The following is a 13,080-nucleotide window of genomic DNA, read 5'->3' on the forward strand; positions in this document are numbered from 1 at the left end:
CATGCCGAACAAGCCCAAGGGACCCGTACGGCGGGCCCGCAAGAGGTACGCGGCGCACGTCTTCCGGTACCGGTGCGCGTACTGCCGCCACCCCTTCGCCTCGCTCGATACCGCGACGCTCGACCACATCGTGCCCCGGTCCCTGTGGCACACATGGTCGGCGACCGCGCTCGCGCTCGCCTGCCTCGACTGCAACCACCGCAAGGCCGATCGGTTCCCCCTGTCGATCGCACTCCTGCTGGCCGCCCGGTACCCCGTTCACGCCTCCGCCACCGTGTTCACGCCCGACCGTTCGAGCGTTCACGGCGAGCCGATCACGTTCACAGCGACCGGGCCGACTGTTCACGGAGGACCGGGGGCGTTCACCGATCGAGCACCGGTGTTCACGCCCCTGTTCACGCTCGCCCTCTGGCGACTGCTGGCCCGGCTCGCCCACGCCAACCAGTCGAGCGCGACCGCCGCGCAACGGTCCACCCCTCACCTGCCCGAATCGACCCCGCGCCACCCGGCCCCGGAAAGGACAGCCGCATGAAGGCCCGCACGGTGGACGACAAGATGACCGTTCAGGAAGTTCTTGCCGATCTGAAGGTTGCTCCGTCGACCTTCTACCGGTGGCGCCAGCTCGGGAAGGGGCCCCGCTCGATCAAGCTCCCGAACGGCGACGTTCGTATCCGACGGTCGGAGTACGAGCGTTGGCTGACGGAGCGGGAGGACGCTGCGTGAGCAGGAATGACGACGCGTCGGCCCGCCGCCCACACGGGGAGGCGCGGCCGGGGTACTCCCTTGACATCCGACTGTGGAAGGTCACAAAGGTCAACCGGAAAGCCCGCCCCTATCAGCTCCGGTGGGTCGTAGGCGGAAGGGTGAGCAGCGCGACGTTCGCCACGTCCGCGCTTGCCGAGAGCCGACGCTCAGAACTGCGACAGGCCATGCGGCGGGGTGAGGCTTTCGAGATCGAGAGCGGTCAACCCGAGTCCGAAGTCCGCGCGGCGGCGGAAGCAGCCGCCGCGGCTGAGATGAGGGCCCCGCGCCGGTGGTTCGAGTTCTGCCGGAAGTACTTCGCCGGGCGGTGGCGTACGAGCGCAGCCAAGACGCGTGAGGGCATGGCGGACGGCCTTGCGGCTGTGAGCCTCGCGATGGTCAAGCGCGGCGACGGCGCTCCCACGGATGAACAACTGCGGTTGGCCTTCCGGTGGGGGATCGTGCCCGCGAACGCAGGTGGGGATGTGCCGGCAGACCTCAAAATCGCATACGGCTGGCTCACGACGGCGGACCGCCCGATCGGCGACCTGGCCGACCCCGAGGTATTCGAAGACGTGCTGTACCGCCTGAGCTACAAGCTCGACGGCACCCCGGCTGCAGGCGACACGTACCGGCGCCGCCGCCGTGCCCTGAACACCGCGCTTGAACACGCGGTGGCCGTGGGAGAACTCGACGACAATCCGCTTCAGCGCGCCCGTGGGAAGCATGTCGGCTCCAACGGCGTGGTTGACCGACGCGTCCTCGTGAACGCTGTACAGGCCCGCCAGTTGCTCGCGGCGGTTTCCTACGTCGGGTCCTGGGATCGTTGCCGAGGGCGGCGCCTGGTGGCCTTCTACGCGGTCCTTTACTACGCGGGGCTGCGTCCGGCTGAGGCGGTCGGGCTGAGGCTGTCGGACTGCCATCTGCCAGAGACGGGGTGGGGCACGCTGACGCTCCGGGAGACGCGCCCCGTCTCTGGGAAGCAGTGGACCGACTCCGGAGAGCGGCACGACCGCCGGGGGCTGAAGGCACGGGAAGCGACCAGCGACCGCCCGGTACCCATCCCGCCCGTCCTGGTCGCCATCCTCCGGGCCCACCTGGAAGCCTTCGGCTCCGCCAAGGAGGGACGCGTGTTCGGCAACGAGCGCGGGGGAGTGGTCGGCTCGTCCACCTATTGGCGGGTGTGGGAGGAGGCGCGACTCTATGCGCTACCGCCCGACCGGGTTGGCTCCCCGTTGGCCGGCCGCCCGTACGACCTGCGGCATGCGTGTATCACGCGGTGGCTGAATGCCGGGGTCCCGATTGCTGAGGTGGCCCGGCGGGTCGGCAACTCGCCCGAGGTTATTCATCGTCGATATCTCGGTTGCGTCGACGGTCACGAAGAGGCTGCCAATAGGAAGATTGAAAAAGCGCTTGAAGATGAAGGGGATAACGCCTAGTTCACGGCTGATGGGGCAGCGCCGCGCTGCCCCATCAGGCTATATGGACCGCCTGATCGCCGCTTTGGCGAGCAGTGAGTACCCCAGGTAAAAGTGACTCAATTGCGCAACCACTTGCATGTATCGCAACGTGTTCCATGCGTGCTTAACTTCGTCACTGGAGAGCTGGTCCAGCTCTTCCGCGCCGTCTCCCCAATGAATTAGGTCGCCGTATAGGAAGAGCTTCGTCAGCTCTTCTGGTTTGACATCGGCGTTCGGGATGCCAGCCGTGTGCCAGCCTCGCGCCTCGCACACGGCGCGGTCCGCCATGTAGGTGAGCAGGTACGCGCGCAACTGCCCATGAGCGCGGTTCCATCGTCGCTGCATCTCGTCTCGGCGCTCACGGTCTGCATCCTGCGTGCTGTGAAGATGGCGTCCAATTATTTGGCGCACCTTCGTGTAACTTGCCCGCTCCGCATTGCTGTAGAGCTGTCGAAAGAGTACGGTCGTGCCCCTGATTGCTTCCCGAGGCGGGAAATTGGCCGTGAGTTTCTCTGTCTGAGTTCCGTCGTCCGCCTGCGTAACGTGCAACCTGATGCTGGAATCGCTGCTGAGGACCGTTGATTCTGCCAACTCCTCGCAGCACCTGATGAACCGCTTAATAACCGTAAGTTCTTCCACGGAGAAGCTATTTAGTGCTGGGAACTTACGAGGATCAGGAAGGTCAAAGACGAGCCTAAGAAGCTGCCACCAGTATGAGTAGCCGTTTGGGTTCGCCGTCCTGTCGGCGTAGGGCGGTGGGAAACGGAGTGGCTGCGGCAGGGCCGTCGCACGAAACTCCTTGGCCGTGATCTCCACCCGTCAACCTCCTGCGCTGACTGGACGACGTACCGGGGTGTATCGCAGATGGTGCGTGAACAGTGAGAGACAACGAGAGAGAGCGGGAGTCAGTGAGACTGACTCCCGCTCTCTCGTGTCGGCATTCGCCCTGGCCAGACGACAGTTTCAAGTTTCTGACCGGCGAGTGCCCCCGGCAGGATTCGAACCTGCGCACACGGCTCCGGAGGCCGTTGCTCTATCCCCTGAGCTACGGGGGCGTGTCGGTCGCGTTCGGTGTTGCTCGCGGCGACGGGTAGAACACTACCAGCTCCCCCGGGGTGGTCATGAACGGGTTTTCGCGGGTCGTGCCGCCCCCTTGCCCGCCCCAGTCGCCCGCCCTGCCCGAAGGGCCGCGACCCGCGGTACCGGCGTCAGCCCCGGCGGGGTTGTCCCCCGCACGGGGTGGAAGTGGGGAAAACCCGGACGCGGTGGCCGGTCCGGACCTACTCTCGAGTTGTGCCTAGGGCGTCTGGCCGGGTTCTTGTTGTGGACGACAACAAGGTCATCCGGCAGCTGATCAGGGTCAATCTCGAGCTGGAGGGCTTCGAGGTCGTGACCGCGGCTGATGGTGTCGAGTGTCTTGATGTCGTCCATCAGGTGCGGCCCGACGCCGTCACGCTGGACGTCGTCATGCCTCGGATGGACGGGGTGCGGACCGCCGCCCGGCTGCGTGCCGATCCGCGTACGCGGGACCTTCCGATCGCCATCGTCAGTGCCTGTACGCAGTACGAGATCGACGCCGGGTTCGATGCGGGGGCCGACGCCTTTCTGTCCAAGCCGTTCGAGCCGGCCGAGCTCGTCGCGCTCGTGCGGCAGTTGGTCGAGCGCAAGGTCAGCGGGGGCGGTGCGGCGGCGTTGCGGGCCGTGCTGGGTGCGGCGGGGGAGAGTGAGTCGTCGGCGCAGGCCGAGCCGGCCGGGTGAGTTCCGAGCTCCACGATCAGAGTCGGAGTCGTCCATATGTCGGGACCGGCGCCAAACCTGTTCGCCTACCCACCCCCCTCCTCCCATACGCTTGACCCGTGACCCCCGCAGAGCTCTCCCGCACCGTGCTGCACGCGGTGCGTCGCGCTGTCGACGCGGGGGAGCTGGACGTGACCGTCCCGGAGCGGGCCGTGGTCGCCCCGCCGGGGCCCGGGGGGTGCGGGGACTACGCCACCAACATCGCCCTCCAGCTCGCCCGGCCGGCCGGGCAGCCGCCGTACCGGGTCGCCGAGGTGCTGCGGCCGTACCTCGTGGGAGTCGACGGCGTCGCCGATGTCGTCCTCACCGGGCCCGGGTTCCTCAACATCAGCCTCGGTGGTGGCGCCCCGGCCGCGCTCGTCGAGGAGATTCGCAGGGCCGGGGCACGGTACGGGTACGTCGACGGGCCCGACGGGCGGATCGTGCAGCTGCACTGCCCGTACGACCTCCGTGCCGTCGTCGTCGCCGAAGCCGTCGCCCGCATCCTGCGCTCCCAGGGCGCCCTGGTGCGCGCCACGGCGGAGGGCTTCGACCCCGAGTGGACGGCCGTCCTCGGGGTGCGCACCGACGGTGTCGGACCGGCGCCCGCGAGCCTGCCCGTCAACGTGCGCCCCGTGCCCGCCCCCGCCGATCCGCTGCCCCTCGGCCGCGACGCCGCCCGCTGGGCCCTGCTCCACCCCGCCGCCCACGACCGGCCCCGGATCGGTGACGAACACCTCGCCCAGCGGGAGAGCAACCCCCTCTTCCGGGTGCGGTACGCCCACGCCCGGACTCGCGCCCTCACCCGCAACGCCGCCGATCTCGGTTTCGAGGGCCGGCCCGGTCCCGTACCGGGCCAGGATCTCCTCGCCGCCCTCGGTGACCACCCCCGCGTGCTCGCCGCCGCGGCGGACCACCGCGCGCCCGACCGGCTCGCCCGGCACCTCGTCGCCGTCGCCGACGCCGCGCTTCCCTTCCTGACCACCGTGCTGCCGCGTGGCGGGGAGAAACCCTCGGCCGCCCACCGTGCCCGGCTCGCCCTCGCCGAAGCCGCCGGGACGGTGCTGGCCGGCGGCCTGACCCTGCTCGGTATCGACGCACCCGACCACCTCTGAAGAGAGCACAGAAGACGTCATGAGCCGTTCCGCACACCCCGCCGGGCCCCGCCACGCCGATGTCCTGCCCGAGGGCCACTACTCCGCCCCGCCCGCCGACCTCAACGCCCTCGACCCCAAGGTGTGGGCGCAGACCGTGGACCGGGACCAGGACGGTGCCGTCACCGTCGGCGGGATCAGCGTCACCCGGCTCGCCGAGGAGTACGGCACCCCCGCCTACGTCCTCGACGAGGCCGACTTCCGGGCCCGGGCGCGGGCCTGGCGCACCGCCTTCGGCACGGACGCCGACGTCTTCTACGCCGGCAAGGCGTTCCTCTCCCGCGCCGTCGTGCGGTGGCTGCACGAGGAGGGGCTCAACCTCGACGTGTGCTCGGGTGGCGAGCTCGCCACCGCGCTGTCCGCCGGGATGCCCGCCGACCGCATCGCCTTCCACGGCAACAACAAGTCGCCGGAGGAGATCGAGCGGGCCGTGCGCGCCGGGGTCGGGCGGATCGTGCTCGACTCGTTCCAGGAGATCGTGCGGGTCGCCCACATCGCCCAGTCCCTCGGGAAGCGGCAGCGGGTGCAGATCCGGATCACCGTCGGGGTCGAAGCGCACACGCACGAGTTCATCGCCACGGCCCACGAGGATCAGAAGTTCGGGATTCCGCTGGCGGGCGGGCAAGCCGCCGAAGCCGTGCGGCGGGCGCTTCAGCTGGACGGGCTCGAGGTCATCGGGATTCACTCGCACATCGGGTCGCAGATCTTCGACATGTCCGGGTTCGAGGTCGCCGCGCACCGGGTCGTCGGGCTGCTCAAGGACATCCGCGACGAGCACGGGATCGAGCTGCCCGAGATCGACCTCGGTGGCGGGCTCGGCATCGCGTACACCAGTGACGACGACCCCCGCGAGCCGCACGAGATCGCCAAGGCGCTCACCGAGATCGTGACCCGGGAGTGCGAGGGCGCGAAGCTGCGTACGCCTCGCATCTCCGTCGAGCCCGGGCGGGCCATCGTCGGGCCGACCGCCTTCACGCTCTACGAGGTCGGCACCGTCAAGCCGCTCGAAGGGCTGCGCACCTACGTCTCCGTCGACGGCGGCATGTCGGACAACATCCGCACCGCGCTGTATGACGCCGAGTACACCGTCGCCCTCGTCTCCCGCACCTCCGACGCCGAGCCGATGCTCACGCGGGTGGTGGGCAAGCACTGCGAGAGCGGGGACATCGTGGTCAAGGACGCCTTCCTGCCGGGGGACCTGGCGCCCGGGGACCTCATCGCCGTACCCGCGACCGGGGCGTACTGCCGTTCCATGGCCAGCAACTACAACCACGTGCTGCGTCCGCCCGTCGTAGCCGTGCGGGAGGGCGAGGCCCGGGTCATCGTGCGGCGGGAGACCGAGGAGGATCTGCTGCGCCTCGACGTCGGGTGAGGGTCCGCGCCCCGGCGCCGGACACGGCGCCGCGGCGGCGCCGCACCATGGACGATGGAGCGGGGCGGGCGACGCAAGATCTTTCGCCGCCGGCCCTGCGAAAAATGAAATAAACGTCTCATGATGCGGACGAATGGCAGGAAATCCCGTCCGGTGCGTGAGACTGGTCGAACCGTAGACGGTAAGAGGAAACGAGGTCGGATGATGCGTACGCGTCCGCTGAAGGTGGCGCTGCTGGGCTGTGGAGTGGTCGGCTCAGAGGTGGCGCGCATCATGACGACGCACGCCGACGACCTCGCCGCCCGGATCGGGGCCCCGGTGGAGCTGGCGGGCGTGGCCGTACGGCGGCCCGACAAGGTGCGCGAGGGGATCGACCCGGCCCTCGTCACCACCGACGCCACCGCCCTGGTCAAACGCGGGGACATCGACGTCGTCGTCGAGGTCATCGGCGGCATCGAGCCCGCCCGGACGCTCATCACCACCGCCATCGAGCACGGCGCGTCCGTGGTGTCCGCCAACAAGGCGCTCATCGCCCAGGACGGCGCCTCGCTGCACGCCGCGGCCGACGAGCACGGCAAGGACCTCTACTACGAGGCCGCCGTCGCCGGTGCCATCCCGCTGATCCGCCCGCTGCGCGAGTCGCTGGCCGGGGACAAGGTCAACCGGGTGCTCGGCATCGTCAACGGGACGACCAACTTCATCCTCGACGCCATGGACACCACCGGCGCCGGGTACCAGGAGGCGCTCGACGAGGCCACCGCCCTCGGGTACGCCGAGGCCGACCCGACCGCCGACGTCGAGGGCTTCGACGCCGCCGCCAAGGCCGCCATCCTCGCCGGGATCGCCTTCCACACGCGCGTGCGTCTCGACGACGTCTACCGCGAGGGCATGACCGAGGTCACCGCCGCCGACTTCGCCTCCGCCAAGGAGATGGGCTGCACCATCAAGCTGCTGGCCATCTGCGAGCGGGCGGCGGACGGAGGATCGGTCACCGCGCGTGTGCATCCCGCGATGATCCCGCTCAGCCACCCGCTGGCGAACGTGCGCGAGGCCTACAACGCCGTCTTCGTCGAGTCCGAGGCCGCCGGTCAGCTCATGTTCTACGGGCCCGGCGCCGGCGGTTCGCCGACCGCGTCCGCAGTCCTCGGCGACCTGGTGGCGGTCTGCCGCAACCGGATCGGCGGCGCAACCGGACCCGGCGAGTCCGCCTATGCCGCACTGCCCGTCTCGCCGATGGGCGACGTCGTCACGCGCTACCACATCAGCCTCGACGTCGCCGACAAACCGGGCGTGCTCGCCCAGGTCGCGACCGTGTTCGCGGAGCACGGTGTCTCCATCGACACCGTGCGGCAGTCCGGCAAGGACGGCGAGGCCTCCCTCGTCGTCGTCACCCACCGTGCGTCCGACGCCGCCCTCGGCGGTACGGTCGAGGCGCTGCGCAAGCTCGACACCGTGCGGGGTGTCGCCAGCATCATGCGGGTTGAAGGAGAGTAACCAGCAATGACCCACCAGTGGCGCGGAATCATCGAGGAGTACCGGGACCGGCTGCCCGTCTCCGACAGCACGCCCGTCGTGACGCTCCGCGAGGGCGGCACGCCGCTCGTGCCCGCGCAGGTGCTCTCCGAGCGCACGGGCTGCGAGGTCCACCTCAAGGTCGAGGGGGCGAACCCGACCGGGTCCTTCAAGGACCGCGGCATGACCATGGCCATCAGCAAGGCCAAGGAGGAGGGCGCGCAGGCCGTCATCTGCGCGTCCACCGGGAACACCTCCGCCTCCGCCGCCGCGTACGGCGTGCGCGCGGGCATGGTGTCCGCGGTGCTCGTGCCGCAGGGCAAGATCGCGCTCGGCAAGATGGGCCAGGCCCTCGTGCACGGCGCGAAGATCCTCCAGGTTGACGGCAACTTCGACGACTGCCTCACCCTTGCCCGCGCGCTCAGCGACAACTACCCGGTGGCGCTGGTCAATTCGGTCAATCCGGTGCGCATCGAGGGGCAGAAGACGGCCGCCTTCGAGATCGTGGACATGCTCGGCGACGCCCCCGACATCCACGTCCTGCCGGTCGGCAACGCGGGCAACATCACCGCGTACTGGAAGGGGTACAGGGAGTACGCCGCGGACGGGGTCAGCACGAAGACGCCGCGCATGTGGGGGTTCCAGGCCTCCGGCAGCGCCCCGATCGTGCGCGGCGAGGTCGTCAAGGACCCGTCGACCATCGCCACCGCCATCCGCATCGGCAACCCCGCGTCCTGGGACCTCGCGCTCGCCGCGCGGGACGAGTCGGGCGGCGCCATCGACGAGGTGACGGACCGTGAGATCCTGCGCGCCTACCGGCTGTTGGCCTCCCAGGAGGGCGTCTTCGTCGAGCCCGCCTCCGCCGCGTCGGTCGCCGGCCTGCTGAAGGCCGCCGAGCTCGGCAAGGTCGACCCGGGGCAGCGCATCGTGTGCACCGTCACCGGCAACGGGCTCAAGGACCCCGACTGGGCCGTCGCCGGCGCCCCGCAGCCCGTCACCGTCCCGGTCGACGCGGCGACGGCCGCCGAGCGGCTCGGCCTGATCTGAGCGCCCTCCCCGGGCCCGGCACGACCGCCGGGCCCGAGGTCGCGCCCATCTCACCGGCGTAAGAGGGCGTAAGCGACGCTCGGCCGGGAAAGTCCTTTACGGGGGGTGCACAGGGGGCTTACGACACGCATCGTGCGCCTCCTGTGCGCCCTATGTCGCCACAGAACCTTCCTTCGATAGGCTGTACCGAACCCGCCTGCCGCATATGCCGCGGCGCCGCGCTGTCTCCGCGGTCGGGAAGCGGTCGGGAAGCGGCTGGTCGTGGCCGGTCGCGACCGACCGGGACCGACCGCGGTCGGCACGGGCCGGTCGTTCGGCAGGAAGCGGCGAGCCCCAGCGTCCCGTACGTCATCGAATGTCATTCGACAGTCACGCAGCTCAAGGAGAGTCATCGAGAGATGGCCGGTCCAGCGTTCCGCGCCGCCGCCGTCAGGGTGCGCGTCCCCGCCACCAGCGCCAACCTCGGCCCGGGCTTCGACGCCCTCGGCCTCGCGCTGGGCTTGTACGACGACGTGGTCGTCCGGGTGGCCGACTCCGGGCTGCACATCGACATCGCCGGTGAGGGCAGCGAGACCCTGCCGCGCGACGAGAAGCACCTCCTCGTCCGCTCCCTGCGCACCGCCTTCGACCTGCTGGGCGGACAGCCGCGCGGCCTGGAGATCGTCTGCGCCAACCGCATCCCGCACGGCCGCGGCCTCGGCTCCTCCTCCGCCGCCATCTGCGCGGGCATCGTCGCCGCGCGCGCGGTGACCATAGGCGGCGAGGCCCGCCTCGACGACGCCGCGCTGCTCGACCTCGCCACCGAGATCGAGGGCCACCCCGACAACGTCGCGGCCTGCCTGCTGGGCGGTTTCACCCTGTCCTGGATGGAGTCCGGCGCCGCCAGGGCGATCAGGATGCAGCCCGCCGATTCCATCGTTCCGGTGGTTTTCGTGCCCGGAAAGCCGGTACTGACGGAGACCGCCCGCGGTCTCCTCCCGCGCACCGTCCCGCACGTCGACGCCGCCGCCAACGCCGGCCGCGCCGCGCTGCTCGTCGAGGCCCTCACCAGGCGCCCCGAGCTGCTGCTGCCGGCCACCGAGGACCGTCTGCACCAGGAGTACCGCGCGCCGGCCATGCCGGAGAGCGCGGCGCTGGTGGAGCGGCTGCGCGCCGACGGCGTCCCCGCGGTGATCTCCGGCGCGGGGCCCACGGTGATGGCACTGGCCGACGCAGACACGGCCGACAAGGTCGAGGCGCTGGCCGGCACGGACTGGGCGGCCAACCGGCTCGGCCTGGACCAGCAGGGCGCGAGCGTCCTGCCCCTGGCGACCTCCAGCGACATCTAGACGCGTGGGTTGCCGGATTTCGAGAGGGGGAATGTTTGTTGGATCCGGTAGTGTTAACCTCAAGTCTGCACCCGACCCCACCATGGCGAGGTGCCTCGTGTCCCCGTCCGGGACAGACATTCTTCCGAGAGCCCCCCAAGCCGCATTGTGCAGTGGACGTCGTACGTGGTCAGTACGGCCGACGCGGACACTGAGCGGCCCGCCGGGCACGTTTCGGAACAGGTGCGACCACGCCGCGTGACACAGACACCGGGTGCCACGGCCAGGGGGCGCGCCATCACCAGATATCTCTTCCGCCGTTCAGGCGGACCACCGCCCCGGCACGGTTCGCACAGCAAGGACCGAAGCCGGACAGCACAACCGGTCGCCGAGCCAGACAGGCCGACGTCCGCTCCAGGGAAGGACCCTTCGTGAGCGACACCACCGATCTGATGGGCGCACGTGTCGAGGAGACCGCTGCCGCGCCCGCCACGGACGCCTCCGCGCCTGCCACCGGTGCCGGCTCCCGGCGGCGCCGCGGTACCGGCCTCGAGGGCATGGTGCTGGCCGAGCTGCAGCAGGTCGCATCCGGCCTCGGCATCAGGGGCACCGCGCGGATGCGCAAGAGCCAGCTGATCGAGGTCATCAAGGAGGCGCAGGCCGCCGGGGGAGCCCCCGCCAAGGCCGCGCCCGCCGCCGCGGACACCGCCGGCGAGACCAAGCCCAAGCGCCGCACCACCTCCCGCACCCGTACGAATGACGAGGCCCCCGCCGAGAAGGCGGAGAAGGCCGAGAAGTCCGGCAAGGCGGAGAAGGCCGGGAAGAAGGCGGACAAGACGGCCGCCGACAAGGCCGCCGCCCAGCAGCAGATCGAGATCCCCGGTCAGCCGTCCCCCAAGGTCTCGCCCTCGGGCGACCAGGCCGGTGCCGCCGGTGACGAGGCCCCCGCCGAGCGCCGGCGCCGCCGGGCCACCGCCGACGCGGGCAGCCCGTCCGCGGCCGCCGAGACCGTGGCCGTGGAGACCCGCAGCGAGCCGAAGGCCGAGTCGTCGGCCCAGCAGCAGGGTCAGGGCCACCAGCAGGGACAGGGCGACTCCCGCTCCGACGGCGAGGGCGGCGAGGGCCGCCGTCGCGACCGCCGGGAGCGCGGCCGGGACCGTGACCGCGACGGCGGCCGCGACCGCCGGGGCAAGGGCGACGACCAGAACCAGGGCGGCGGCCGCCAGGACCGCCAGCAGGGCGGCGGCCGCCAGGACCGCCAGCAGGACGACGGCTACGACGACGACGGCGGCGGCCGCCGCGGCCGCCGCGGCCGCTACCGCGACCGCCGGGGCCGTCGTGGGCGCGACGAGGTGCAGGAGCCGCAGATCAACGAGGACGACGTCCTGATCCCCGTCGCGGGCATCCTGGACATCCTCGACAACTACGCGTTCATCCGCACCTCCGGCTACCTGCCGGGCCCGAACGACGTGTACGTCTCCCTCGCCCAGGTCCGCAAGAACGGCCTGCGCAAGGGCGACCACATCACCGGTGCCGTGCGCCAGCCCAAGGAAGGCGAGCGCCGCGAGAAGTTCAACGCCCTCGTCCGCCTCGACTCCGTCAACGGCATGGCCCCCGAACACGGCCGCGGCCGCCCGGAGTTCAACAAGCTGACGCCGCTGTACCCGCAGGACCGCCTCCGCCTGGAGACGGACCCGGGCGTCCTCACCACCCGCATCATCGACCTCGTCGCACCGATCGGTAAGGGCCAGCGCGGCCTGATCGTGGCCCCGCCGAAGACCGGCAAGACCATGATCATGCAGGCGATCGCCAACGCGATCACGCACAACAACCCCGAGTGCCACCTGATGGTCGTCCTCGTCGACGAGCGTCCGGAAGAGGTCACCGACATGCAGCGGTCGGTGAAGGGCGAGGTCATCTCCTCGACCTTCGACCGTCCGGCCGAGGACCACACCACGGTCGCCGAGCTCGCCATCGAGCGCGCCAAGCGCCTGGTGGAGCTGGGACACGACGTGGTCGTCCTGCTCGACTCGATCACCCGTCTGGGCCGCGCGTACAACCTCGCCGCCCCGGCCTCCGGCCGCATCCTGTCCGGTGGTGTCGACTCGACCGCCCTGTACCCGCCGAAGCGCTTCTTCGGTGCGGCCCGCAACATCGAGGACGGCGGCTCGCTGACCATCCTCGCCACCGCCCTGGTGGACACCGGGTCCCGCATGGACGAGGTCATCTTCGAGGAGTTCAAGGGCACCGGCAACGCCGAGCTCAAGCTCGACCGGAAGCTCGCCGACAAGCGCATCTTCCCGGCGGTGGACGTCGACGCGTCCGGCACCCGCAAGGAGGAGATCCTGCTCGGCAGCGAGGAGCTGGCCGTCACCTGGAAGCTGCGCCGGGTGCTGCACGCCCTCGACCAGCAGCAGGCGATCGAGCTGCTCCTCGACAAGATGAAGCAGACCAAGTCGAACGTCGAGTTCCTGATGCAGATCCAGAAGACGACGCCGACCCCGGGCAACGGCGACTGAGTCGCCGCCGGGCACTCCGTCGAAGGCCATCGGAAGGGCCGCCTCCCTCGCGGGGGGCGGCCCTTCCGTGTTGCGACCTTCGCCACAGGCCGCCGTCGCACGGCGGTCCGTGAACCCTCTCCCGGGTGGCCACGGACACGCAGGTCAGCGCCGGGGCCGGGAGGGCGGTGAGTACGTTCCGTGACCGAGTGC

Annotated in this window: 11 protein-coding genes and 1 tRNA gene; 10 read left to right on the forward strand and 2 right to left on the reverse strand. The window is 70.4% G+C overall.

What is annotated here, in order from left to right:
- Position 1: 1 nt before the first annotated feature.
- Genes ACFW47_RS31200 through ACFW47_RS31210 form a run of 3 tightly spaced genes read left to right on the forward strand, consistent with a single transcriptional unit; the run spans position 2 to position 2,180 of the window.
- Positions 2 to 532: an HNH endonuclease gene (locus ACFW47_RS31200; protein ID WP_386307799.1), complete on the forward strand. Its 531-nt coding sequence runs from the start codon at positions 2 to 4 to the stop codon at positions 530 to 532.
- Positions 529 to 723, forward strand: coding sequence for a helix-turn-helix transcriptional regulator (locus ACFW47_RS31205; RefSeq protein ID WP_386307800.1), 195 nt, complete (start codon positions 529 to 531; stop codon positions 721 to 723). The genes ACFW47_RS31200 and ACFW47_RS31205 overlap by 4 nt, the downstream gene beginning before the upstream one ends.
- Entirely contained in the window at positions 720 to 2,180 is a 1,461-nt protein-coding gene (locus ACFW47_RS31210; protein ID WP_386307801.1) for a tyrosine-type recombinase/integrase, read from the forward strand. Before ACFW47_RS31205 ends, ACFW47_RS31210 begins: the two co-directional genes overlap by 4 nt.
- Positions 2,181 to 2,219: 39 nt before the next feature.
- Here the strand turns inward: ACFW47_RS31210 and ACFW47_RS31215 are convergent, their stop codons facing one another.
- On the reverse strand, positions 2,220 to 3,017 hold the full coding sequence (locus ACFW47_RS31215) for a hypothetical protein (protein WP_386307802.1): 798 nt from the start codon (positions 3,015 to 3,017) through the stop codon (positions 2,220 to 2,222).
- Between the two features lie 167 nt (positions 3,018 to 3,184).
- A tRNA-Arg gene (locus tag ACFW47_RS31220) sits at positions 3,185 to 3,256 on the reverse strand.
- Positions 3,257 to 3,446: 190 nt separating this feature from the next.
- Here ACFW47_RS31220 and ACFW47_RS31225 point away from each other — a divergent pair.
- The 7 genes from ACFW47_RS31225 to rho all read left to right on the forward strand — a co-directional run bounded on the left by ACFW47_RS31225 (position 3,447) and on the right by rho (position 12,888).
- Positions 3,447 to 3,959 (forward strand): response regulator, encoded by a 513-nt coding sequence (locus tag ACFW47_RS31225; protein WP_386286893.1) that lies wholly within the window; start codon positions 3,447 to 3,449, stop codon positions 3,957 to 3,959.
- A gap of 98 nt (positions 3,960 to 4,057) precedes the next feature.
- Complete coding sequence (gene nrtL, locus ACFW47_RS31230) at positions 4,058 to 5,092, forward strand: ArgS-related anticodon-binding protein NrtL (RefSeq protein ID WP_386307803.1); 1,035 nt, start codon at positions 4,058 to 4,060, stop codon at positions 5,090 to 5,092.
- A gap of 19 nt (positions 5,093 to 5,111) precedes the next feature.
- Entirely contained in the window at positions 5,112 to 6,503 is a 1,392-nt protein-coding gene (gene lysA, locus ACFW47_RS31235; RefSeq protein WP_386286897.1) for a diaminopimelate decarboxylase, read from the forward strand.
- Between the two features lie 201 nt (positions 6,504 to 6,704).
- Positions 6,705 to 7,997: a homoserine dehydrogenase gene (locus ACFW47_RS31240; RefSeq protein WP_382716442.1), complete on the forward strand. Its 1,293-nt coding sequence runs from the start codon at positions 6,705 to 6,707 to the stop codon at positions 7,995 to 7,997.
- Between the two features lie 6 nt (positions 7,998 to 8,003).
- Entirely contained in the window at positions 8,004 to 9,062 is a 1,059-nt protein-coding gene (thrC, locus tag ACFW47_RS31245; RefSeq protein ID WP_073724183.1) for a threonine synthase, read from the forward strand.
- A 398-nt stretch (positions 9,063 to 9,460) separates the two neighbouring features.
- Positions 9,461 to 10,390 carry a homoserine kinase gene (gene thrB, locus ACFW47_RS31250; protein WP_386286900.1) on the forward strand — a complete coding sequence of 310 codons (930 nt, stop codon included), beginning with the start codon at positions 9,461 to 9,463 and terminating at the stop codon, positions 10,388 to 10,390.
- 410 nt (positions 10,391 to 10,800) lie between these two features.
- On the forward strand, positions 10,801 to 12,888 hold the full coding sequence (rho, locus tag ACFW47_RS31255; protein ID WP_386307804.1) for a transcription termination factor Rho: 2,088 nt from the start codon (positions 10,801 to 10,803) through the stop codon (positions 12,886 to 12,888).
- Positions 12,889 to 13,080: the final 192 nt, after the last annotated feature.

This window comes from Streptomyces sp. NPDC058796 (assembly GCF_042745235.1).
Lineage (GTDB): Bacteria > Actinomycetota > Actinomycetes > Streptomycetales > Streptomycetaceae > Streptomyces.

Bases quoted from the DNA above. Each gene is read 5' to 3' on its own strand.
- ACFW47_RS31200 (WP_386307799.1), top strand. From the start codon at position 2: ATGCCGAACAAGCCCAAGGGACCCGTACGGCGGGCCCGCAAGAGGTAC.
- ACFW47_RS31205 (WP_386307800.1), top strand. From the start codon at position 529: ATGAAGGCCCGCACGGTGGACGACAAGATGACCGTTCAGGAAGTTCTT.
- lysA (WP_386286897.1), top strand. From the start codon at position 5,112: ATGAGCCGTTCCGCACACCCCGCCGGGCCCCGCCACGCCGATGTCCTG.
- ACFW47_RS31240 (WP_382716442.1), top strand. From the start codon at position 6,705: ATGATGCGTACGCGTCCGCTGAAGGTGGCGCTGCTGGGCTGTGGAGTG.
- thrC (WP_073724183.1), top strand. From the start codon at position 8,004: ATGACCCACCAGTGGCGCGGAATCATCGAGGAGTACCGGGACCGGCTG.
- thrB (WP_386286900.1), top strand. From the start codon at position 9,461: ATGGCCGGTCCAGCGTTCCGCGCCGCCGCCGTCAGGGTGCGCGTCCCC.